The sequence below is a fragment of the Methanobrevibacter sp. genome (assembly GCF_045646205.1).
Lineage (GTDB): Archaea > Methanobacteriota > Methanobacteria > Methanobacteriales > Methanobacteriaceae > Methanocatella.
Genome location: NZ_JAZRKF010000016.1, coordinates 1 through 22,784 on the forward strand (window position 1 = coordinate 1; position 22,784 = coordinate 22,784).

Sequence of the window (22,784 nt, forward strand, 5' to 3'; positions counted from 1 at the left end):
CATCTCCATGATTTTAGCATTAGGGAAGTCTGCTTCTCTTTTTGCTCTTGCAATAATTTTTAAATTTTTGATTTCACTTTCTTTTTGACTTAAATAACCAATAATTGGACCAATACCTAATGGTTTTTTAGATGCTAAAGATTTTGAATATTCGGAAGTGTAAGTGTCCAATGCCTTTTCAAATACTGCAACTGAACCAGTTTCATTGTATACTGCCATTACGTCAGTCAATGCATCAGCATATTTTGTTCCTTCCAGACCGGACACAACATTGGTAACATCCGGAGATTCCATTAAATCTTTAAGTTTCCATTCACGTAATTGGTATCCTTCTTCTAATATATAAGGAGCGATTGCATCATAGTCGAGGCCATCTTCTTTTGCCCTTATAATTAGTTTAAGATTAGCTACATCAACTTGAGTTCCAACATAGGAATATAAAATTTGTTTATTTTCATCTGAAGGAACATCAGTAGAACGTAATAATTTGCCCAAATAATATTTATCTAAAGCAGATTCTAATGGAAGAATCATTTTAGTATCTTCATATTGTGGAAGAGCATCTTCTAAAGCTGTAGCATATTCTGTGTTATCTAAACTTGTGACTATTTCAGTTACATCACCAGCATCGGCTAAAGATTCTAAATCCTCGTATAATGATCCGCAAGGGATTAATAATTCTCTTGTTTCATCGGCTGAAAGGCCAACTTCCTTAGCGGTCAAAAGACTTTTTATATTGTCGATGTCTGCTTTTTTAGACATTACAACAAATGGATCTTTGATATCTTTAGGAGCTAATCTTGCAACGAAGTCATAAGTATTAGCACGTTCAACATCCAATGCCTTATCGAGTGGGTACTCGTCTAAAACATCAGCATATTCAGGAATACCTTTGAGATAGTTTTCAACTTCTTCAATATTGTTTGTTTCAACAATTTCAGAAATTTGTTTTTCGTCAAATAATCTTCCTTTTCTAGCTCTTACTCTTGCACTTGGGTTAAGATAAGGATAAATGTCCAAAATTGGTCTAGATGTAATGATTACAACGACTGCACCTACAACAAGTATTGCTATAATACAAAATACAAGAAATGTTTCCTGTGTTAGTCCTACAGAACTTATTAAGGTAGCAATTTCATCTGCCATATATTTATCCTCCTAATTATTTAAATAAAACTTCAGCAACTTCACTACGTAAGATACTTTTATATCTTTCTAATCTAGCTTCTATTGTATTATTTACTTCAATATCCCCATTACTAGTTTTTAAGATAGCTCCACCAATAGCCTTGATAGGTTCGCCTAAAGTGAATTTAATGCCATCTATTTCAAAACTGTCGCCTGAAGATAAATCTTGTTTAAATGTATTTGTATCGGCTTCGTTTAAATGGATAATTAAATCATTATGACCAATTTCACTAGCAGCTTCTTGAATCATTTTTGCTAATGAATCTTTATAATCATCATCACCATCAGCTGCTTTAGCTTTTAATTCTCCAGTTGCTTGATTAAAAGCCGCTTCAATTACTTCTTCTTTAGCGCCTAATTTTGCTCTACGAGCATTCATCTTAGCTTCAGAGATAATTTGCTGATATCTCATATCAGATTGTTTTTTACCATTATCTAAAATTTTATTTTTCTCTGATTCTGCAGTTTTCTCAGCATTTGCAGTAATTGTTGCAACTTCTGCATTTGCGTCTTGCATGATTATATCAGCTTTCCCTTGGGCTTCAGACATAATGCTTGAAACAATTTTATCTGTGCCTGAGCTCATATAAATTGCCTCCTTAACCTAAGATTCCACCGAATACCATGAGTAAAATAGCAATCAAGAAACCGTAAATAGCCTGAGTCTCTGGTAATGCAGAGAAAATAATACCACGTGCGAACATGTCGTTGTCTTCTACGATTGCACCAACAGATGAGGATGCAGCAATACCTTGTCCCATACCGGAACCTAATCCAGCGAAACCAATGGATGCACCTACACCAATAGCTACAAGACCAGCTTCAACACTTAATCCATTTCCTCCACCTAATAATCCGGAGAAAACGAGTAATAAGATTGCAATCAAGAACCCATAAATAGCCTGAGTCTCTGGTAATGCAGAGAAAATAATACCTCTAGCAAACATATCGTTATCTTCTGCAACTGCACCTACAGATCCAGCAGCTGCCATACCTTGCCCTAAACCGGAACCTAATCCAGCAAAACCAATTGCTACTCCAGCACCAATTGCTGCTAAAGCAGTACCTAAAGCAATTTCTACCATATTTAATTCACCTTTAAATAATATTGATTTTTATATTTTTTAATTTAAATTTAAATGAAAAATTTTTAATTTTTAGTTTTAGTAAATGTCCTATTTGCTTTAAAAGCTTCGAATTTGTTTTTTCCACCCATAAAGAATTGGGAGAAGAATTCAACATAATTCAAACGCAAAGCGTTAATAAATGCACCTAATACTTGGAAAGCGAAGTTTGCAATATGACCAAATATAAAGATAAATATTGCAAGGACTATTCCAACAAATGGAACCATATTATCAATCATTTGAGCTAAGATGTTAACTGTCATAGCAATACCACCTGTAGCTAAACATAATGCTAAGAGACGAGCATAAGATAATACATCTCCCATAAATCCGAATATATCCATTACTCCATATGCACCATTAGCATAAACAAGCATTCCAATACATGCAAGTATTAAAACGCCACCCAACGCCATTCCAATCATACCGATTGCAGGCATTAAGTAACCAAGTGCTAATAATATAACACCAGCTTCTAAAACAAACCAACATAATTGAGATCCGATAGCTTCTTTTTTGTTACCGTATCTGAAATTATCAATAGCTCCAATAATGAAACCAATATTGGTATAAACGACACCAATTGCGATTGCAATTATTAAGATAGTATCTGGATGTTTAAATGCTTCTACAGGAGCGAATACTGTTGGTAATCTGAATCCCATAATTCTTTCTGGGAAATCTCCTATGAAACCATTAGTTATAAGACCTAGGATAACGGCCCATAAACCAGACCAAATTAAAATCCAACCAAAGGCGTTCATTGTTTTATCGACTTTACCCATTCCTCTTAATAAAACAACACCAATAATGGATACAACTAATCCATAAACTGCATCAGTTAAACAGAACCCGAAGAATATTGGGAACATAATTGCAACAAATATGGTTGGGTCGATTTCATTATAACGTACTGGTGAGTACATATCGACAAGGTATTCGAAAGGTTTTGAATACCACCCATTTTTTTGTAAAATAGGTACATTTTCATCATCTGTTCCTTCGACTTCAATTAATTCAAAGGCACAGTGACCATCAGAGCTTTTTTCTACTAACTGTTCAACTTTTTCGGTATCTTTAACAGGTACCCATGCTTCAAGCATGTAAGCATCTTTGGTTTGAACAAATGCAGAAAGAATCTCGTTCTTTTCTTTTTCATTTTCAATTTGCTCTTTGAGTGCTAATATTTCATCATCCCATTGTTCAGCGACAACTCTTAATTCTGATTTAACAGTTGAACGTTCTGATTCAATGGCTGATAATCTTGCATCAGCATTTGAAATAATCTGCTGAGGAGTACCTTCAACGTTTCCTATTTCAATTTTCTCAAAGTCGAATTTACGAAGAGTTGCGTAAACTTCATCGCTAAATTCTTTTAAAGTCACCACAACGATAGTTTCATAATCTTTATCATCGCTTGGGACTGTAAACATATCTAATTCATCAGTCAAGTTACTTAATTTAGTTTTGATTTCTGAAGCAGATTCAACATTAATCCTTCCAACAGTTGTAGAAGTGTACTTAGAATCTTTTAAAAGAGCTAAATCCATGTCAAAATTAGATAAGTGTCTAGCTAAACTTTTATTAGACTTTAATTCACTTGTTTCGGAGTCGAGAGCGGCTAATTTTCCCTCAATGACATGAGTCTTACTTCCTACCTGGTCTAAAGTCTCTTCAGCTTTAGCAATAAAAGCTTCAGTATCCAAATCTTCAACTTCTTTCTGGACTGGCAAATCTGGACTAATGAAAGACATTAAAGTATCTTTAATCCCATGGCCTTCTGATAAAGAATTTCCCAAAAGTTCAGATATACCGTTTGTTTTCATTAAAAGTGAAGATAATTTACCAGTGTAAGGAGTAGCCTTTGCAGGAGTTACTAATTCCGCTAATTCAGGATCTTGCTGAATACTATCAGAAATATCGCTGATTTGCACTAGCCCTTGTTCGTGGAGCGCATCCACTGTAGGAGCTACGTACTTTTCCAGCGTAACTATTCTAATTTTTCGCATTCTAGCTGTCTTGAACATATATTCTCACACTACAAAATATTTTTGACAATAATTGAAGCAGCTTCGTCTACGTTTGCCATAGCAGCATCTTTTAATGATTTTACATCATTTTCAGAGCTAGCAGCAATAGATTTAGCTTCTTCTTTAGCTTTATCTTCTGCATCAAAAACAGTATTTTTAGCTTCCTCTTCTGCTGATTTTTTAGCTTCTGAAATAATTTCTTCAGCTTTCACTCTTGATTCATTAATTAAATCTTTTGATTGTGATTCTGAATCAATTATGAGTTGTTCAGCATCAGATTCAGCTTTTTTTATCATTGCGATTGGGTCTGATATCTCTGCCATAATAAATCACCATGGTATATTTAATTTTTATTATGCTTAATATATATCTTTTACTATATTTTTCTAAAAAATAAAACAAATCATGACTTAAACTAAAAAATGATAACAAAAAAATAATATTTTTATAAATAAATATGTTAAAAAAAAGAATTAAAAAAAATAAAGGAAAAAAATATTACCTATAGAAGAATTTAAGGATTCCTTTAGGTAATTTCATTAAATAAGCTAAAACAGCGATTGCAATGATAATAATACCGATTATAGCAAAGCCAATATTGTATGGAAATGCAAGTATCGTATAACCTACAACACCAATAACAATACCTTCAAAGAAAAATACTGCCTTTGTCCATTCAGGCTTAAAAGTAATGATAATGTATGCAATACCCAAAAGAATAAGGATAATTGATGTAGCGATACTATCATTGGTTAAAACTTCCCCTCGAATAAGCGGAAGGATTCCAACAATTATTAACACAACAGCCAATAGCATCCCAAGCATTTTAAAAGTTTTAATACGAGACATACATCAATATTTAACTAACTTAATATATAACTATTAATCATGAACAGATGTGTCTGGATAATACTTAACAGAAATTTTGAAATGATGCTTGATGGCGAGATTGACGAAAATCAATTAAAAGACAAAAAATTCTCTCCCGGAGGAGACATATGGACAGAAGAGCTTCCTGTGTTAAAAATAGCTGATGAACAGGTTCAAAAGGAATATGATGAGTTCAGAAATGATATTTTAACACTGTTTTTAGAGCCACAGGTCAATGAAGTCTTTGTCAATGCAAAAATAGGTGAAGAATCAGAATACGATAATCCAAGCATTTCAACACCACTGATAATAAGAAAAATAGAGGAATATGATGTTGAAGAAATCATATCCTAAAACAGTTTATTTGCCTTTTCAAGAACTTCTTCCATTGTATTAAATTCTAAATCTTCACCGGATTCAGATTTTGTATCTGTAGTGACCAATACATGTGGTGAAGCCCATAAATAGCTATATGTAAAGTATACAACATTTACAAGCAAGGCCAAATAAACGAAAAAGAGACCAATCATCAAAAAGAGGATATGGACATAGTAGTTTCCATACCTGTTCTTTTTCATTAAAATGAAATGGCTTTCTTCCTGTATTTTCTTAAATTTTTGCTGGGACAATTCATCGGTGATTTCATTCATTTCCTTTGAACTGTCCGCCTTTAGAATAAACAAATCCATATTAATCTATAAATAAACGGTAAATTCATCAATTTCTTTTCTTGGGGTTTCTCTTGGTTCAGCATTGCCGTAACCTAAAGGTGTGAAAAGTACCGGCTCTTCAGTATTCTTTAATTGTAAGAATTCTCTTGCCTTATCCGGCTTAAATGCTGCAATATAACATGTTCCAAGCCCAACGCTTGTTGCAGCCAAAATGATATGATCCATTACAATAGTAGCATCAATGTCTGAAATGTTTTTATTGTCCCATTTTCTAACCCATGCTTCATCGGTTTTTGCAACAACACACAATACATAAGGTGCTTCTGTAAACCAAGGAGCAGAATAGATTTCAGATAATGCCTCCTTGTTTTTCCTGGTATCAATGACATAAACCTTAAAAGGCTGATAATTGACTCCTGTAGGAGCAATGGTTGCTGCTTTTAAAACATAATCAAGTTTTTCCTTTTCAACTTCCTTATCCAAATATCCTCTCACACTATATCTTTTATTGATAACATCATCAAATTCCATTTTTAATGACCTCCATAGACTATATCATCCAAATCACAAAAACGTCTGAATTCATCTTCATCCATTTTTTCTTCATGAATATGAGCAATAATTCCCGGAACACGACCTATTATAAAAATTCCCAATCCCAAATCCGGTGTGAAGTCCAAATCTGATAAAATAGCTGCATTAATACCATCGACATTGAGTTTAACTCCCTTGTTATGATATAGCAAATCTTCAAGAGCTATTGCCAATTTTATATGAGGACCTACGAATCCCTCTTTAATTGCTATTTGAATTAACTTTTCAGCTCTCGGATCTGATGTATGGTACCTGTGGCCGAAACCTGGAACCTTTTCCTTTTTTGAGGCATAATCATTATATATGTCAATGGCCAGCCCTGCAATCTGTTTATTGTCCAAATCACTGTCTTCAGTTAGAATTAATGAATTGATACGGGACTGATATAATTCCATAGTCTTTTCTATAGCTCCAGCATGCTTATGTCCAAATGAAAGGAGCGCTCCTGCAACTGCTGAGTTTAAAGGAGAGCCTGATGAAGCTATGATTCTTGCGGTTTGAGTGCTTGGCGGGGTTACGCCATGATCACAAAAGGACACCAGCACATGATTAAACATTTTACTTTCTTTAACTGAGGGCAATCTTCCTTTTAAAATCAAATAAATCATGTCAGCATATCGGATTTTTTCAATTAAATCCTGCTGATTATATCCTCTTGTGGTTAATTTATTGGGTTCTACCTTAGAAATGGTAGTTTTTAAAGAGTGTTCATTTACATGGAAATTATTTTCTTGCATGATTAAAATATAATTTAATATGTTTATAAATGTTATAGTATTTTTTCAGGGAAATATTACAATCTCAAGGTTGCTTTTCTAGGTTCAACAAAACAGGATGGTCTAACAGAAACTATGCGAACTCCGCTTGCCCTTTGATTTCCAATTTTAATGAAAGTACCTAAAACTGTGGTATTGCCCCCAAAACCTAAAGGACCTATATTTGTTTGATTCAGTTTTTGAGTAACATACTTTTCCTCATCACTTAAATCATCCAGATTTCCATATACCATTGATTTTAACATTAATGATGATGCTTCATAATGACTTCGGCCTATACCTATGGCGGGAATTGAAGGAGTGCATCCCAGAAGTTTTAAGGAATCTTTAAGCCAATCTATAGCTTCATTAATAACTATCTCGAAAGAACGTTTATGATAGACTCTGTAAGTTTTTGCCCTTATTTCAGGCCCTCCGCCCTGCAATAAAAAATGAATGTTCAATGTATCAGGGTTTTCGGCATTGTCAATCAAAAAAGAGGAGGGTTTCATTAATCCTGGATCTTCATATAATCCCTGTGACTGTTCAATTTTCTCGATAGAATTGCCTTTAACGGCCATTGGTCTTGCCGGAAGTTTATTTAATCCCTGATAAATCCCTTCATTAATCTGTGAAATTAAATCAGGAGTAATTTGTCTATCTGAGCCCATTTCAATTATTACATGTGGAATGCCTGTATCGTCACACAATGGAAACTTTGTTTTTTGAGCGACTTCATAGTTTTCTAAAATTTGAGTTAATGCCCAGGAAGCATTTTCATTACTTTCATTTTCAATAGCTGATTTTAAAGCATTCCTTTTATCCTCGGACAGGTTAGTGCTTGCTTTAATTATAGAATCAGATACTTTATCAACAATATCCATCGTTATCACTCAGGAATAGCCAAATCATCAGACCTTTTAGGAGACATTACCGCTTCAGGCAAATATTGCTTAATCATTCTTTCAACCAGTTTGACCTGTTTTATTCTTGCGATGGCTTCTTTTTCGGTAGTGTCCCAGTTATGGTTGGCTGCAACAGAACCTCCAGTTTTTAAATAGACTGGAGAGGCAACTTCAATGAATTTAGGGACTTCATAATGCCTTATAAAACCGCCGGTTGATTTTGGATTTTCAGTATGTAAATCAATTGGAATGTCAATTGCATTTCTAATTGATGCAAGCATTGGAATTTGTAAATCCCGAACAGGATTGATTGAATTAAGACCCATGGATTCAAGAACTTTAGCGGATGCGGGATTTCCGTGTCCTGTATGGGCAGACATCTTAAAGTGAAGATTTTCTGGAAGTTCACCCGTTTCCCTCATCTGGTTCAGGACATACAACAGACCCTCATCATACAACAATATTCCACGAACACCAAGGCTAACTGCTCTTTTAACATCCTCTATCGCATAAACCAGGTTGTCATAACCTCTTAAACGATAACCGATTCTACTGCCTTCTTTTGTATGGACTGTAGCGGAGGTGTCATAAGTTGCTCTCGGTCCAACGGACAAAAATAATTCACAACCATATTCTTTTGCCAATCCAACCATTTCAGCAATTTCCTCATCTGTAAGGAGCATTATTCCCTTGGTTTGAGTTACCCTATGGATTACCAGGTCCTGCCTTCCAGCTTCATCCAAAAGTGCTTTCATTGTTTTTGGTGATTGGATTCCAGGAACTTCAAATCTGAATTGGCCTCCATCTTCAAATCTTTTATCTGATACAAATCCCGAATCAACTTCATCAATGCCAATCTGTCTTAAAAAATCTTTAGTATTATTCATTTAAAACCCCAACAACATCAGTCATTGAATAATTATCCAGCTCATCAATAATGACAAGATTATTTATATTGTAATTAGGATTTAAGCTTTTGAATTTATCAATCAGTTCGCTTAAGTCATATGGATTTTCAAAATCTCCTTTCGGAATAAATGTGATGTTTTGAAATACTCCGTTTCTAAATTCCTCATCCAATTTAATGATGACATTGGAAGGTCTTTTATTAGGATATAAATCGTTTAATTTTTCATCCTTTAGAATAATCATTTTATCGACAAGATTCTTAATGTTATTTACTTTATCGACAGTGGAATAATTTTCAAATAATCCATATTCGACCAGCCTGTCAAGCATGTCAATGTCAACTTCCCCCATGACCAATGTAATGGCCACTGCATAAGGAAGGCTTTGCTTTAACTCTTCCAAATTCTTCGGATTAAAATTGTTGTGGTCTGCTGCAACGTCATATGTTTTAACGGCAACATTTTCAATATGGACATACTCTTCACCCAGACTTGTCCTTAATTTCAGCGCAGTGTCTATGGAAGAGTGCAGATGTCTGCAGAAGGGATATTTTTTGAAATAGATGTCCCTTACCTTAACCGTACCCACATCTTCTAAAATTGAATCGAATGAATAATCCTCACTGTTAAAATCTTCATGATAAACCATTGTTTTTAGAAATCCTTCAGATCCTTCAATTATAGTTTCAGCACCAGTAAAACCATTTCTTGCAAGAAAAGCAGATAAAATTCCATTATAATTTGCCTTTCCAATATGGAGAACCTTGCCCATGCTTCCAGCATGATCTGATTCCAAAAGGCCTGCAGCCTGAGTACCACATAATCCCAAAGCATTCAATGTCTGGGATTCATCAAGTTTAAGCAGTTTGGATGCCACAGCTCCCGAAACGAATGTTCCTATTGTACCTGTGGTGTGAAAACCATTATCTCTATGGCGAGGATTAACGAGTTTTCCAAGTAAAATTCCAACTTCATAACCTACATTAACTGCTTCAAAAAACTCCTTTCCACCTAAACCATAAGCTTCAGATAAAGCCAAAGCTGTTGGGAAAATAACGCAGCCCAAATGTGCCTGTGCCTGTCTGTGACCGTCATCCAATTCCAATACGTGAGCTGAAATACCATTAATAAAAGCCGCATTCAGCACATTGGTTTTTACGCCAGGCTTTCCGATGATTGATGCCTCCAAACCAAAAGCATCATTTTTCTGAAATATTTCATTAATAGTGTTAAAGGCTATTGCTGGAGAGTTTTCATTAGCTCCCCTATATGTTACACCGATAAAATCAAGAAAAGCTGCTTTTATAGTATTGATTGACTCAACAGTAGCTTGTTCATAACGATAATTTGAAATGAATTTAGAAATATCTTGTAAAAACATAATAATCTCAAACATTATTTTTGTATGAATAATCTTAAATAGTTATCTTAAAAAAATGAAAAATGGATTTAAGCCGCTGGAACACCGGTTAACACAAGAACGATATGTGCTACAATAGCTGCTCCATAATATGTAGCTGCAATGACTAAAACAGTTATAACAATTGCTCTCCATCCAAGAGCCTTGAATTCATCCCAGCTTTTACCCATTCCAATACCTACATAAGCCAAAAATACTGTAACGATGGATAACAGTTCAACCTGAGAAACATACTTAAGCACAAATTCAGAGGTAGGCATGCCAGGAAATGCTAAAATTATACCGATGACACTTATATAAAGAATAGAGGACACATTGAACGGCAGTTCTCTTTCCATCCATACGCCCGCAAGAGTAATGAGGGACAATATCCCCATTCCAATTAAGGAATCAGTCATTGGATGCTTATAACCCAAATAATTACCTATAACAGTTATCATTGAAAATATGGCTAACAGCAAAATCCAATTTAAAATACCGTGAACAGAAACAGCTTCACTTCCGTCAATCAAATCAGGCATATTAGTCTTCCTCCTCCGGAACTTTTACAAGGGATTTCTTTCCGATTTTTGGCTCCAACCAATTATAGATTTTTTCAGTTAACGGAAGAGCAATAAATATTACAATATAAATACCTACACAGAATGAAAGCAAATTACTGAATCCTGCAAAGGCTTCAATTTGAGTTTCCAAACCAGGAAACGCCGCCAAAGTCGGTCCAATAGCTGCTGCATTCATACTGGCACTTCCCACACCACTGGCCATAGCATATGCATATGGATGCAGAGGCAGGAAGGATAATGAAAAAGTAACCAAAAAGCTGATGAATATAGTACCGATAACAGTACCGATAATGAATATCGCAAATACCCCTCTTGATTCTGGAGAGTTGAATCCATATTTATCTACGACTACCGCAACATTCGGCTCACGACCAATGGAATTTGTCATTCCAATGGCTTCCTTTTTAAATCCTAAAAGAAGAGCAATAGGTAGCACTAAAATAGTTGCCAGATGCCCTATTTCCTGCAATATTAATGCCGGACCCATATCAAAAATCAGACTTATTGACTGACCACTTGAAATAGCTAATTTTGCAATCAAAACACCTATAAAAAGCATCATGGCCCCTTCAGCAATACGTGCCTGTCTTCTATGAATCCATTTGATAGGTTTTATTAAATAAAAAGCAAGTCCCAGAATAATTGTGTAAATTAAAGGCATGATAGTTATGGCAACATCCTTTGTAATAGGAATTGTTATTGTTCCAATTAATTCAGCAATTATTACTAAAACTAATACAGTACCATGTAATCGGATATCTCTCCATGGATTTTTCCTTAAAATCCTTTTATCGGTTTTTTCACGATAAATGTGTTCAACCTGACCATCATTGCCCTTATCTGGAATAAAAATCAACTCTAGTAATTACTGTAATATTATAATGAACATTATTAATACAGTTTATATTTTTCTTTAAATCTAATATTTAAATTGATAAGATTTAAATCCCAAAATTCACTATTAGTGAAATAAATGTATAGAAAAAATTCTCAAAATGAGAATTAATTATTTTTTTAAAAAAGATTAAATCATTCCTGTAGCAAACAATGTCAGATGTGCAATAGTTGCAGAACCCAAATAAGTTCCAGAAATTACAATCATGGCAATAATAATTCCTTTCCAACCGATTTTCTTAAATTCACCCCAGTCATTACCTATAGCAATACCAACATAAGCTAAAAATGCAGTACATATGGTGGCCAAATTGATTTGTGAAACATAATGGATAACAAAATTGGATGTCGGAACACCAGGAATAGCTATAATTATACCGATCAAACTAATGTAGATAATTGACTGAATTTCAAAGGGAATAAGCCTTTCAAGAGACATTCCGACAATAGTGATAAGGGAAACTATCATCATTCCAATAAAAGAATCTATTATTGGAGAATTATAACCTATAACATTTCCAACAGTTACAATAATTGAAAAGACTAAAAGCAATGAGCCCCATCTTTTGAGTTTGCCGAAAGTCAATTCCTCTTTGGAAATGTACTCATCCTGCTTTACTCCCTGAATGTCATATTCATCATCAATAGATTCTTCATCACCCTTCAATATATGGGGAGATAGCCATGCATATAATTTTTCTGCAAGAGGTATGGAAACAAAAATACACATATAAATACCGAAACAGAATGAAAGAAGATTACTGCAGCCGGCAAAAGCTTCAAATTCAGTAGCCATTGACGGAAAAACATGGGATATTGAAGCCAGAGATGCGGCGTTCATACTCGCACTACCAATACCTGAGGCCATTGCAAAAGCATACGGATGAATAGGTAAAACGGAAACACAGATACTTGACAAAAGACTGATAAATGCAGTACCGATAATCGATCCTATTACAAAAATCGCTAAAACTCCACGTGCCTCAGGAGACTTGAAACCAAATTTATCAATGATAACTCCCAAATTGGGTTCACGACAGATGGAACTTGTCATACCGATAACTTCTCTTCTAAAACCCAAGAGTAAAGCAACAGGCAATGCTATGAGAGTCCCCAAATCTCCGAATTGCTGTAAAATCAATGCAGGACCCACATTAAAAATATCATCTATAGATTGACCGCTTGAAATTGCTAATTTAGCAATCAAAACTCCAATAAATATAACCATTACTCCTTCAGCCACTTTAGATTGTTTACTGCCAATGAATTTAAAAGGTTTTAGTAAAAAAAGAGCTAAACTCATAACCAAAGCATATAATAACGGTAATAAAACTATTTGAATAGTATCAGTTATCTGAATCTCAATGACACCAATAAGCATTGAAATTATGACTAAAACAAAAACAATGAAATGCAAATTATATTCAACCCACGGGGGTCTCTTTTTAACAGCCCTATCTGTTTTTTCTCTATATGGATGTGTCTGATTAGTGATAAAATCCCCTCCAACAAATATGTATATCGGATGCAATAGTTTCCAATTATATTAGTAAACTATAAAAAAAGATGTATATAAACCCCTATGATTTTATTCCCATTTTTTCCAAAATTAGGAAGAAAAAATAGGAAAAAAGTGATTTAAAGTTCCTAAAAAGTGAACAATAAAATTCGATTTAAAATTAATTAAATTTTAAAATAAAAATAAAAAAGAGTTATTTAAATAAATTACATTCTGCAAAGTGGTTTTGATAAGTGTCTGCGTGCACTGACTGGAGTTTCATAAAACTGACCATTATTTAAAAATCTATCTATTTTTATAGACACTTTTTGTGAAGATTTTATTCTTTTTCCGCATTTTTTACATTTGAAACCTTTACCCTTTCCGGCAGATGTCATTCTTTTTCCGCACTCGCAGACAGGGTTTTTATATTCAACATCATTCAACTCAAGAACCTGAAACTTTTCAATGTTGAATGTATTCTGCTCACCGATTCCACCATAAAGCTTTATGATATCACCAGGACGTAAATGAGAAACAATTGCCCTAAAATCCTTTGTCGGTTCATAGGCTCCGCATTCAATTTCGCCGGTCTCATCAAATACTGTAAAAAACATATGTCCGCCATCAATTACATGAGGCCTGTCCTTTACGGTAGAGGTAATTTCATAACATCCGTATTGCTTCATTTGAGAGATATTGTCCGCCTTTTGAATATGCATGTCAGTGTGCTGGTTGGTTAAAAAGATACAGTAATCTTCAATCGGTTCATTCACTTTAACAATATCCAAAGCATTATTTAAAATCGAATCATCATTTGCACGAATCCCATATAAAACAGGACATGGGGTTTTAGGCTCAATTGCAATGTAGTTTTCAGCGTAATCCACGTTTTCAAAGGTGTCCGGGAAAGTCTCCTTATCCATTTTGATTACGGAGCCATAATCAATCTGGCGTTTGGTGCCGTAATTTTCAGGAGCCCTATAAGCAAGGAGTTCATAGGTATAATCACTTAAAGGCAGACTGATTGCTGCAATAGATCCGATAATTCCTCTTCCCTTTTTGAATTTATGGATTTCACAGCCTACAGATTTTCCAAACTCTTCTGCTTCATCAATTGTAATGAATTCATAGATTGCCCTGAAGGCATAATCCCCCATTTCAGAGGTGATTTCCCCGTCATAAAAGATAACGCCAGGATTTGTATTATCACAATCAAACATGGAAAGAGCTGAAACTTCATCCAAAACAATTTTTTTAGCCAAATCCGCTTTTTCATCATTGATGATTTTAAATGAAACCCCACCATTTCCTCTTGTTTTAAAGCGGGCAAAAGGATTCAATCTTATAAGGCGAGGATAGCCTACAATATCAATGTCATTCTCTTTGAGTTTCCGGATAATGTGGCATGCCAGATAAGTCGTGCACATGCCGTCGGGAGAATCAGTATCGTCAATTCCAATATATAAATAATTAATTATAACCACCTTTTTACATTAAATTATTATACCTAAAAGTAATATATAATTTTTTAAGCAAAATTAAATGGTTGTATAATATGTTGACACGAAGTAGAATGCTGCAAGAAATTGAAAGATTATTAATTTCAGAGGGCTATAAAACCTCAGATATTTATGATCAAGGTTCTTTTGATATTGTTGCTCGTAAAAACCTATTAATTTTACTTTTAAAAACCTTTGTCAATATTGACAGCGTTAATGAAAAAAATACTCACGAAATGAAGCAGCTGGCCAATATCTTTTTAGCTTCCCCGATAATAGTTGGGGCAAAATCCAGAAACGGCCTTCTGGAAGAGGGAGTAATCTATGAAAGGTATGATATTCCAACCATTTCCTTTGAAACATTGAAAAATATGATAATATACAAGGAATATCCTGAAATATTGGCTGACAGGGGAGGATATTTCGTTAAAATTGACGGTAATGTCATAAAGCAGTACCGTGAAGAATATTCAATGTCATTGAAAGACTTGGCCGATCTTGCCCACGTTTCAAGAGCTACGATGTATAAATATGAAAATGAAATCGTCCGGGCCAATGCCGAAACGGCAATGATACTGGAAGAGATATTGAACACAAAGGTTACATTAGACATTGACATATTGAAATACAGCCAGGAAGACCAAATTCAGTATCATGCAACAGGTGAAGGAGCAGAAGATCTGTCAAAACTCGGTTATGGAGTGGTTTCCACAAATAAAAGTCCGTTTGACGCTGTTGCAAAAGATAAAAACTCATCATTAATAGCTAATGTTGAAAAAAACAGAAGCCAGAAAACTTTAAAGAGAATGGCTGTTCCCCTAAAGGATTTATCTATGATTACTTCATCAGAGCCTGTCTTTATCATCAATAACGATAAGATTAAGGAATCCCTTGGAACGATACCTGTCATCAAATCCTGGGAACTGAAAGAGTTTGAACGTTCACAAGAATTATTGAAACTAATTAGAGAAAGAAAAGAAAATCAGTGATAATATGGAAGATTTAAGAATTCCTGACATGGAAAATTACCCTATCAAATGGGTTTGTAATTTTAGAGGTCAAAAAGCAATTGGAATATGCGGATATTCTCAAAAAATAGCTATGTTTGCAGCAGACGAAAGGGTTTCAAGGATTTTAGAAGACATTGTGATAGGAACTCACGAAGACCTTGAAGGCTACGGATGTGAAGAAAAGGACAGATGCTGCAATTTTGACTGCAAATACTGTGAAATTACACCAAGACAATACCTGCAGATTACAGGAAAAAAACCATCAAATAAAAATGTTAAAGATTTACATGAAGGATTAAAAAGCTTAAATGAAGAATTTAAAATAATGAATATTGTTCCTTTTGAGGAATATGATGTAATTCATTTTAATGACTAGAAACTTTTTAAAACTTCCATATCTTTTTTTATTTCATCAACGCTTGCCACACCAAATGTTACCAGATTAATGAAATCCAAAGAATTTAGAAAAGTAAATGCCTCATCAGGCGTTTGAATGCCGACGCTCAATACACGGCATGCAATTATTTTTTTATTCAAATCAAGAATTTTTTCCCTAAATTCAGCCCTTTGCGCCTTTAAAAATGAAGGGGTGTCCATCATATAGGCAAAACTGTTTATAGGAAGCATATAAAAATCAAACAAATCCATATCAATATTATCTTTAAGTAAATCTGTTGTTCTATATGGATAAGCGGTGATTAAACCGGACAGTGAACCGGAATCATTGATTTGAGTTAAAATTTTAGAGGTCAAATTCCATTTGTATGCGTCAGTTATAAACTCATCTACAAGCATGACTGGAGCATCATAAGCTGAAAAAAGTTCAATGTCTCCTTCCCAGTCGGCTTCGCAGGCAACCTCATAGTTAGGATTCAAATAATCTATTTCGGACTTTCCGACAGTTGCGATAACCTTCATGTCACAGCCGTTTTCACATGCCAGATCAAATGCCTTAAGGATATTTTCATCATTGATTAAATTAATTGCCCTTACGCCACAGTCATAGGCATTTAAAATAACCTCTGCCATGCTTTCAGGCTGTGTGTATAAATCTTCGTAGTATAATCTTGATCTGTGACCGTAATATGGTTCGGCCATGAATGGGCCATAACCTAATATAGTCTCAGGAATAGATTTCTCTTTAAAATCCAAATTTTTTTCAAAAATAAAAATCGCCTTTGATTATTCTTTTTCAACTACAACAGCAGTACCGTAGACCAAAATTTCCTGCATTACATCGGAAATTTCATTTGAGTCAAAACGAATAGCTACAATTCCATTTGCACCCAATTCTTTTGCATGATCAATAGCTCTTGATAATGCTTCATCTCTTGATTCTTCCATCATTTTTACATATTGAGTAATTTCACCACCGAAGAGGGATTTAATTCCCGCACCGATTTGTCCACCGGCACCTCTGCTTCTAACGGTTAACCCATATATAAATCCTTTAGTTTCAACAACCTTAAATCCCGGAATATCATTAGCAGTTGATATTGCAAATTCTTCAACAGATACCATAATTTTCACCTTTTTTAAGTTTTACAATTAAATTTTAAATACAAAGAAATATATATATTTAATTAATATTTATGATAATATTACAAAACATATTTAATATGGTGAAATAATGAAAGTACTCGTTGCTGACGCAATTAATGAGAAAGGAATAGAAAATTTAAAGGAAGTAGCTGAAGTTACAGTCGATACCAGCATTACTCCTGAAGAATTAGTTAATACAATCCATGAATATCATGGAATTATTGTAAGAAGTAGGACAAAAGTTACAAAAGAAGTTATAGAAAAAGCTGACAATTTAAAAATAATTGCAAGAGCCGGTGTTGGAGTAGACAACATTGATTTGGATGCAGCTACCGAAAAAGGTATTATGGTAGTTAACTCACCGGAATCAACTTCCATTACTGTAGCTGAACACACAATGGGATTATTACTTTCCCTAGCACGTAAATTATCCATTGCAGACAAATCTGTAAAAGAAGGAAAATGGGAAAAGAAAAGATTCATGGGTGTTGAACTCAGAAACAAAACTCTCGGTGTAATCGGAATGGGAAGAATCGGTTCACAGGTAGTTAACAGATGTAAAGCATTTGAAATGGATGCAGTTGCATACGATCCATACTTACCTGAAGAAGTTGCTACCCAAATGGGCGTGGAATTAACCGATTTGGAAACTGTACTTAAAAAAGCTGATTTCATTACAATTCACGTACCGTTAACCCCTGAAACCAAACATTTAATTTCACATAACGAATTTGAAATGATGAAAGACACCGCATTCATTACAAACTGTGCACGTGGTGGAATCATTGATGAAGAAGCATTATATGATGCACTTAAAAATGATAAGATTGCAGGAGCAGCACTTGATGTATATGAAGAAGAGCCACCTGCAGAAGATTCCAAATTATTTGAATTAGACAATATAGTATTAACTCCACATATTGCTGCTTCAACTAAAGAAGCACAAAGAGATGCAGCTATTATTGTGGCTGATGAAATTATTAATTTATTCAAAGACGGAACCCCTCGCAATGTTTTAAACATGCCAAGAATTGATAATAGAACTTATCAGGAATTATCACCGTACTTTGAAATCTGTGAAAAATTAGGTAGTTTCATTTCACAGGCTGTTAACGGTAAAATCAAAGATTTAGAAATTGTTTACAGTGGAGAACTCGCAAAAATAGACAATTTGGAAATGTTAACAAGAACTGTTATTCAAGGAGCAGTCAATCCGTTCTTAAGCTCACCTGTAAATGCAGTTAACGCAGCACTTGTGGCTAAAGAACGTGGAATCAACATTACCGAAGGCAGAAAAACCAACGCTAAAGGTTATGAATCATTAATCAGAGTAAAAGCTAAAACAAATAGTGATGAATTCTCCGCTGAAGGAACAACCTTACACGAAGCAAGAATTTTAAAAGTAAACGATTATTGGGTTGACGTAATTCCTAAAGGACACATGTTCATTGCAAAATACGAAGATATACCTGGAAGTATCGGTTCAATCGGCACTAAACTAGGCGAATATGGCGTTAATATCGGAATTATGCAAGTTGGAAGAGATGAAGCTGGTGGAAGAGCAATCATGGTCTTAACACTTGATAAAGAAATTCCAACAGAAGTAATTAAAGAAATCCAAGAGTTAGATAACGTTTACGAAGCTATTGGATTAGAATTATAAAAAACAATTTCACCATATTGTTTTTTATTTTTTTCTTTTTAACCATCAAAAAAAAGTTATTTTTTAGAAATCCTTTTGATATTGCCGTTTTCATCAAATTCTATTTTTAATGAACCGTCATTTGGAATAATAATCGGTTCTAGAGAATTGTTTGAAATTATTTTTATATTGTTTTTTGGCATGCTACGCTTTTCATATTCTTCATATGCAGTGTTGGGTTCATCATCAAAGTTTGCATCCTCATCAAAAAATCCCGGCTTGATGACTTCACCTTCTTTTAAAACATCACTTTCATCAAAGAAATCATCAATGTCTTCATCAAACATATCACTGTAATCACCTACAACGTATTTGCAAGGACTTCCATATTTGTCATATGCTTTGAAGGTAGCATAGCTATATGGCAGACACACAATCATGTGAAAAATACCATGTTTTGAAAATGTCTTTAAGTCCGCACCTGAAGGACTGGCACTTGGCCCAGGATGTGAGTGGACAGATCCCCAATATTTCATGGTTGGAGGCAGCATTTCAGTGTGAACAACAGCACCCGTAGAGCCGGTTTCACCAGGGATAAAAATAAGAGCCAAAATATAAAGTTTTCTATCCTTAATTTCACCATCAAAGAACGCTAAAAATTCATTAGGATAAGACTGTTTAGCATAATAGATTACAGCATCCAGGACTTCCCTATCCACACAAATTTCATCAAATTCTTCCACATCATCACTATTAAATATTTTTGATAAAAAACTCATAGTTTAACCTTTTAGAATAACTCATTAAAAAATTCTTTTGTAAAAATAGGCAAATTACAGTCAACATGAATGAATCTTCGATAGGAAGTCTGCTCTTTACATTCCTTTTTATTAAAACCTGTAACTTCTTTATTTTTTCTATAAACACCGATACCTCTTTTTTTCCAGGTTTCAACATCATTCAAATTAATGCCGTTTTGAAACAACATTTCATGAATGTCAGACAAACCAAGTCCGTTTATTTTTTCATTGGCTTGGCTAGAAGAGTATTTGGATTTTAAAAAATGGATTCCATATCCGTTTACGCAGTTTCTCCAGGCCTCATCCTGCCTCCATTTAAAATAATCATAAATCTTATCATCAGTTATTGGAATGACCCTTGAATCAAAAGCAACAGCCTTTGGAAATTTCACACCGTAATTTAAAGTAAAAGAGGATGATGTGAAACTGGCCATTACTGAGTTTATCTTTTCAATGCGGCCGTTGAAGGGAATTTTATCCAAAAGAATACTGATTTCATCTGAAAAAGTGTAGATAAAAAGAGGAGAAAACTCTTCAAATAACTCCTTTGACACTTCCACTACCACTTTATAGAAATTGTCATCATATGGCTTTGTAAGTTTCATATTTTGGGCAAATGAATGGAAACTTCTGCCATCTAACCGAACAATGATTTTAGAATTAACAGGAACTCTCAAATCAGAATAAATTTCATATTCCTTCATTTATAAACCAACAGAAATTGTTTCATTGAAACTTTTAAGCAATTTAATTGCAGAAATAGCTGCAAGCATACTTGTTTTTGGATTCGCAGCACAAGGATGATTCATTGTTGTTGTTTTAAACTCACCGAAGTCACCTTTTGCAGTAATTTCATGAACATTACGGTCAACGTTAGGATCAACAATGATTTTAACGTCAATGTCCCTGTTACATGCCATACTAATTGTTGCAGCCACGTTAATGTTTAACGGGAATTCCTTTACGGCTTCAGATGCTTTTCCTTCAAACAATACCTCTTCAGCATCAATATCCTTACCTAATGATTTAGGGGATTTGCGGGTAACCAATGTGATTTCCTTTAAACCGAAATCCGCAACTGCCTTAATACCATCCAAACCGACAATTGCCCCTGAAGGCAAGTGAATATGAGCATTATTCTTTTTAGCCAAATTATATGTTTTAGTATAAAAGTCCTTATCCATAAAAGCACCAATACTCATTATAATCATGTCAATTCCCTTTTCCAAAATCATTGGTGCCAGTAATTTAACGGACTCCGGTGAAGCACATTCCAAGACCAAATCAACATCATCAAGCATGTCTTCCAAGTTGATTACTGCTACACCACCGGCAAATGATGCCAAATTTTCTGCCCTTTCAATATCCTTATCGAAAAAATATTTAATCTCAATATCATTGTCTTCAGGAACTATCCTGCTTGCAATAATGTTGGCAATAGCTCCGCATCCGATAATACCTACTTTCATTAAAATCACTTAAAAAGAATTAATAAATAAAAAAATAGTTGAAAGATTGAAATTATAATCTTTCAGATTCAAAATTAGGTTTATTTTCAAATTGTGGTTCAGTTTCAGGTTTTGGAACTTGCTGTGGAGCAACAGACTCAGGCACTGGTGGTTCTGGATTAACTTTTTTAATATCTCTTGGGTTAATTAACATAATGTCCCCAATAGCCTGTACTTTATCGAAATCAACAGTTAATAAGTCATGTTGGAATGATCTTGCACCAACATTTTCCTCAGGAATTCCTTGAAAAGCACCTTTAATATTATCAAGTAAACCTATTTGTTTTCTTTCAGGTTCAACTGCTCTTACTTGTAATTTTGAGATGGTTCCTAATCTAATATTTAAAACAATGTCTTCTACTTGTCCAACATAATGACCAGTGTTTGTATATATACTTAAATTACGTAAATTTGAAACTTCTACCATTATAACACCACAGATTAGTTTATAATAATTAACTAAATAAATATGTATAAGTTTATATTATTTGTTTATATAAATAGTTTTTGTTCAAAAACAAAATTTCACTAATAAAATTAGTTAAATTAAAAAAATAATAACAAAAGTCTTATTAAACATCGAGTTTAATATTATATTAATTATTATTTGAAAGGAGACTAAACATTGTGGGACACAAGTAAAGATTATAGAATTTTAGTGGCAAACAAAGCAAGAGAAAATTACTTAAATTTAATTCCGACAGCATCATTTAGAGGTAATTGGAATAAAAAACTTGCTGTTGAAACAGGAAAACAAATGAACAGTGATTTTCAATCATTAATTTACTCATATCTTGAAGGAGATGACCTTGTTAACTCACCTGATGTTGCAAGCCTAACAGAAAAAACAGAAACCATTGTAGAATGTTTAGGCGGGGAAGGCTGGAATAAGGCATTCTTAAATGCAGCACCAAAAGAAGACCGTGAAAAAACCGCAGAAAACATTGCAAAAGTGAGATTCTTTATTGATACATTATTAGGCCTTAAGGACCGTTTGGCACTAGGTCCGATTAACAATCCGATTATTGGAATTGACATTAGAGTTGGTGAAGTAATGAGCGTTACAAAACACCCTAAGGCCGATTCATTAATGATATGTAATGTTAACTTGGGAAAACGTGCAATAACCGTTGTTACAAATGATTTAAATGTTAAAGAAGGAAACAAGGTTGGCGTTTCACTACTTCCTCCACAGACATTCATGGACACTGTCAGTGAAGGAATGTTTTTAGGAATGGGAGGAAGCATCCTAAAAGAAGTTGACGGAGAACTAGGACAGATGCCAAAAGGAATTCCAATGGAATCCTTAAACGAAACAAGAAATTTAGTAGAAGCTTATCTCGAATAAGCTTCCAAA

27 protein-coding genes are annotated in these 22,784 nt (G+C 34.2%); 5 read left to right on the forward strand and 22 right to left on the reverse strand.

Going from position 1 to position 22,784, the window contains the following annotated elements; genetic code table 11:
* From ACKI44_RS02760 to ACKI44_RS02785, 6 genes are all read right to left on the reverse strand, one after another.
* On the reverse strand, window positions 1-1,146 hold a 1,146-nt coding region (locus ACKI44_RS02760), incomplete at its 3' end, for a V-type ATP synthase subunit C (protein WP_407421316.1).
* Window positions 1,147-1,162: 16 nt separating this feature from the next.
* A complete protein-coding gene (locus ACKI44_RS02765; RefSeq protein WP_407421318.1) occupies window positions 1,163-1,774 on the reverse strand; it encodes a V-type ATP synthase subunit E in 612 nt (203 codons plus the stop codon).
* A 13-nt stretch (window positions 1,775-1,787) separates the two neighbouring features.
* The gene (locus ACKI44_RS02770; RefSeq protein WP_303737796.1) at window positions 1,788-2,273 is read right to left on the reverse strand and encodes a V-type ATP synthase subunit K; all 486 of its coding nucleotides are present in this window, start codon (window positions 2,271-2,273) and stop codon (window positions 1,788-1,790) included.
* A gap of 65 nt (window positions 2,274-2,338) precedes the next feature.
* A complete protein-coding gene (locus tag ACKI44_RS02775) occupies window positions 2,339-4,342 on the reverse strand; it encodes a V-type ATP synthase subunit I (protein ID WP_407421320.1) in 2,004 nt (667 codons plus the stop codon).
* A gap of 11 nt (window positions 4,343-4,353) precedes the next feature.
* Window positions 4,354-4,668, reverse strand: a complete 315-nt coding sequence (locus tag ACKI44_RS02780) for an HrpE/YscL family type III secretion apparatus protein (RefSeq protein ID WP_407421322.1) — start codon at window positions 4,666-4,668, stop codon at window positions 4,354-4,356.
* A 175-nt stretch (window positions 4,669-4,843) separates the two neighbouring features.
* Window positions 4,844-5,194 (reverse strand): hypothetical protein, encoded by a 351-nt coding sequence (locus tag ACKI44_RS02785; protein ID WP_407421324.1) that lies wholly within the window; start codon window positions 5,192-5,194, stop codon window positions 4,844-4,846.
* A 39-nt stretch (window positions 5,195-5,233) separates the two neighbouring features.
* Here ACKI44_RS02785 and ACKI44_RS02790 point away from each other — a divergent pair, with 39 nt between their 5' ends.
* Window positions 5,234-5,569 carry a hypothetical protein gene (locus ACKI44_RS02790; RefSeq protein WP_407421326.1) on the forward strand — a complete coding sequence of 112 codons (336 nt, stop codon included), beginning with the start codon at window positions 5,234-5,236 and terminating at the stop codon, window positions 5,567-5,569.
* Here the strand turns inward: ACKI44_RS02790 and ACKI44_RS02795 are convergent.
* From ACKI44_RS02795 to ACKI44_RS02840, 10 genes are all read right to left on the reverse strand, one after another.
* Window positions 5,566-5,904 carry a hypothetical protein gene (locus ACKI44_RS02795; RefSeq protein WP_407421328.1) on the reverse strand — a complete coding sequence of 113 codons (339 nt, stop codon included), beginning with the start codon at window positions 5,902-5,904 and terminating at the stop codon, window positions 5,566-5,568. The two genes, ACKI44_RS02790 and ACKI44_RS02795, sit on opposite strands and share 4 nt — an antisense overlap.
* 6 nt (window positions 5,905-5,910) lie before the next feature.
* The gene (locus ACKI44_RS02800; RefSeq protein WP_407421330.1) at window positions 5,911-6,417 is read right to left on the reverse strand and encodes a nitroreductase family protein; all 507 of its coding nucleotides are present in this window, start codon (window positions 6,415-6,417) and stop codon (window positions 5,911-5,913) included.
* Between the two features lie 2 nt (window positions 6,418-6,419).
* On the reverse strand, window positions 6,420-7,217 hold the full coding sequence (locus ACKI44_RS02805; protein WP_407421332.1) for a citryl-CoA lyase: 798 nt from the start codon (window positions 7,215-7,217) through the stop codon (window positions 6,420-6,422).
* 56 nt (window positions 7,218-7,273) lie between these two features.
* Complete coding sequence (locus tag ACKI44_RS02810; protein WP_407421334.1) at window positions 7,274-8,119, reverse strand: fumarate hydratase; 846 nt, start codon at window positions 8,117-8,119, stop codon at window positions 7,274-7,276.
* A gap of 5 nt (window positions 8,120-8,124) precedes the next feature.
* Window positions 8,125-9,027, reverse strand: coding sequence for a peptidase (locus tag ACKI44_RS02815; protein ID WP_407421336.1), 903 nt, complete (start codon window positions 9,025-9,027; stop codon window positions 8,125-8,127).
* Window positions 9,020-10,429: an MmgE/PrpD family protein gene (locus ACKI44_RS02820; RefSeq protein WP_407421338.1), complete on the reverse strand. Its 1,410-nt coding sequence runs from the start codon at window positions 10,427-10,429 to the stop codon at window positions 9,020-9,022. The genes ACKI44_RS02815 and ACKI44_RS02820 overlap by 8 nt, the downstream gene beginning before the upstream one ends.
* A gap of 68 nt (window positions 10,430-10,497) precedes the next feature.
* Window positions 10,498-10,989 carry a hypothetical protein gene (locus ACKI44_RS02825; RefSeq protein WP_407421340.1) on the reverse strand — a complete coding sequence of 164 codons (492 nt, stop codon included), beginning with the start codon at window positions 10,987-10,989 and terminating at the stop codon, window positions 10,498-10,500.
* Between the two features lies 1 nt (window position 10,990).
* On the reverse strand, window positions 10,991-11,887 hold the full coding sequence (locus ACKI44_RS02830; RefSeq protein WP_407421342.1) for a DUF3100 domain-containing protein: 897 nt from the start codon (window positions 11,885-11,887) through the stop codon (window positions 10,991-10,993).
* Between the two features lie 168 nt (window positions 11,888-12,055).
* Window positions 12,056-13,456 (reverse strand): DUF3100 domain-containing protein, encoded by a 1,401-nt coding sequence (locus tag ACKI44_RS02835; protein ID WP_407421343.1) that lies wholly within the window; start codon window positions 13,454-13,456, stop codon window positions 12,056-12,058.
* Window positions 13,457-13,650: 194 nt separating this feature from the next.
* Entirely contained in the window at window positions 13,651-14,910 is a 1,260-nt protein-coding gene (locus ACKI44_RS02840) for a DUF1743 domain-containing protein (RefSeq protein WP_407421345.1), read from the reverse strand.
* Between the two features lie 71 nt (window positions 14,911-14,981).
* On the opposite strand from ACKI44_RS02840, the gene ACKI44_RS02845 reads away from it, so the two are divergent.
* Together ACKI44_RS02845 and ACKI44_RS02850 are read left to right on the forward strand one after the other, a co-directional pair.
* On the forward strand, window positions 14,982-15,914 hold the full coding sequence (locus ACKI44_RS02845) for a transcriptional regulator (RefSeq protein WP_407421347.1): 933 nt from the start codon (window positions 14,982-14,984) through the stop codon (window positions 15,912-15,914).
* Between the two features lie 4 nt (window positions 15,915-15,918).
* Window positions 15,919-16,311 carry a hypothetical protein gene (locus ACKI44_RS02850; RefSeq protein WP_407421349.1) on the forward strand — a complete coding sequence of 131 codons (393 nt, stop codon included), beginning with the start codon at window positions 15,919-15,921 and terminating at the stop codon, window positions 16,309-16,311.
* Here ACKI44_RS02850 and ACKI44_RS02855 read toward each other — a convergent pair.
* Together ACKI44_RS02855 and ACKI44_RS02860 are read right to left on the reverse strand one after the other, a co-directional pair.
* The gene (locus ACKI44_RS02855) at window positions 16,308-17,087 is read right to left on the reverse strand and encodes a hypothetical protein (protein ID WP_407421351.1); all 780 of its coding nucleotides are present in this window, start codon (window positions 17,085-17,087) and stop codon (window positions 16,308-16,310) included. The genes ACKI44_RS02850 and ACKI44_RS02855 overlap by 4 nt on opposite strands.
* Window positions 17,088-17,117: 30 nt before the next feature.
* Window positions 17,118-17,456, reverse strand: coding sequence for a heavy metal-binding domain-containing protein (locus tag ACKI44_RS02860; protein WP_407421353.1), 339 nt, complete (start codon window positions 17,454-17,456; stop codon window positions 17,118-17,120).
* A 109-nt stretch (window positions 17,457-17,565) separates the two neighbouring features.
* Here ACKI44_RS02860 and serA point away from each other — a divergent pair, with 109 nt between their 5' ends.
* The gene (gene serA / locus ACKI44_RS02865) at window positions 17,566-19,140 is read left to right on the forward strand and encodes a phosphoglycerate dehydrogenase (RefSeq protein WP_407421355.1); all 1,575 of its coding nucleotides are present in this window, start codon (window positions 17,566-17,568) and stop codon (window positions 19,138-19,140) included.
* A 56-nt stretch (window positions 19,141-19,196) separates the two neighbouring features.
* Here serA and ACKI44_RS02870 read toward each other — a convergent pair whose 3' ends face one another.
* The 4 genes from ACKI44_RS02870 to ACKI44_RS02885 are packed head-to-tail and all read right to left on the reverse strand — an operon-like array spanning window position 19,197 to window position 21,854.
* Window positions 19,197-19,898, reverse strand: coding sequence for a Mov34/MPN/PAD-1 family protein (locus ACKI44_RS02870; RefSeq protein WP_407421357.1), 702 nt, complete (start codon window positions 19,896-19,898; stop codon window positions 19,197-19,199).
* Window positions 19,899-19,909: 11 nt separating this feature from the next.
* Window positions 19,910-20,623, reverse strand: coding sequence for a tRNA(His) guanylyltransferase Thg1 family protein (locus tag ACKI44_RS02875; protein ID WP_407421359.1), 714 nt, complete (start codon window positions 20,621-20,623; stop codon window positions 19,910-19,912).
* On the reverse strand, window positions 20,624-21,388 hold the full coding sequence (locus tag ACKI44_RS02880; protein ID WP_407421361.1) for an aspartate dehydrogenase: 765 nt from the start codon (window positions 21,386-21,388) through the stop codon (window positions 20,624-20,626).
* Between the two features lie 52 nt (window positions 21,389-21,440).
* Window positions 21,441-21,854, reverse strand: a complete 414-nt coding sequence (locus ACKI44_RS02885; protein ID WP_407421363.1) for a PRC-barrel domain-containing protein — start codon at window positions 21,852-21,854, stop codon at window positions 21,441-21,443.
* A gap of 198 nt (window positions 21,855-22,052) precedes the next feature.
* Between ACKI44_RS02885 and ACKI44_RS02890 the strand changes: the two genes are divergently transcribed.
* Complete coding sequence (locus ACKI44_RS02890) at window positions 22,053-22,775, forward strand: tRNA-binding protein (protein ID WP_407421365.1); 723 nt, start codon at window positions 22,053-22,055, stop codon at window positions 22,773-22,775.
* Window positions 22,776-22,784 lie beyond the last annotated feature (9 nt).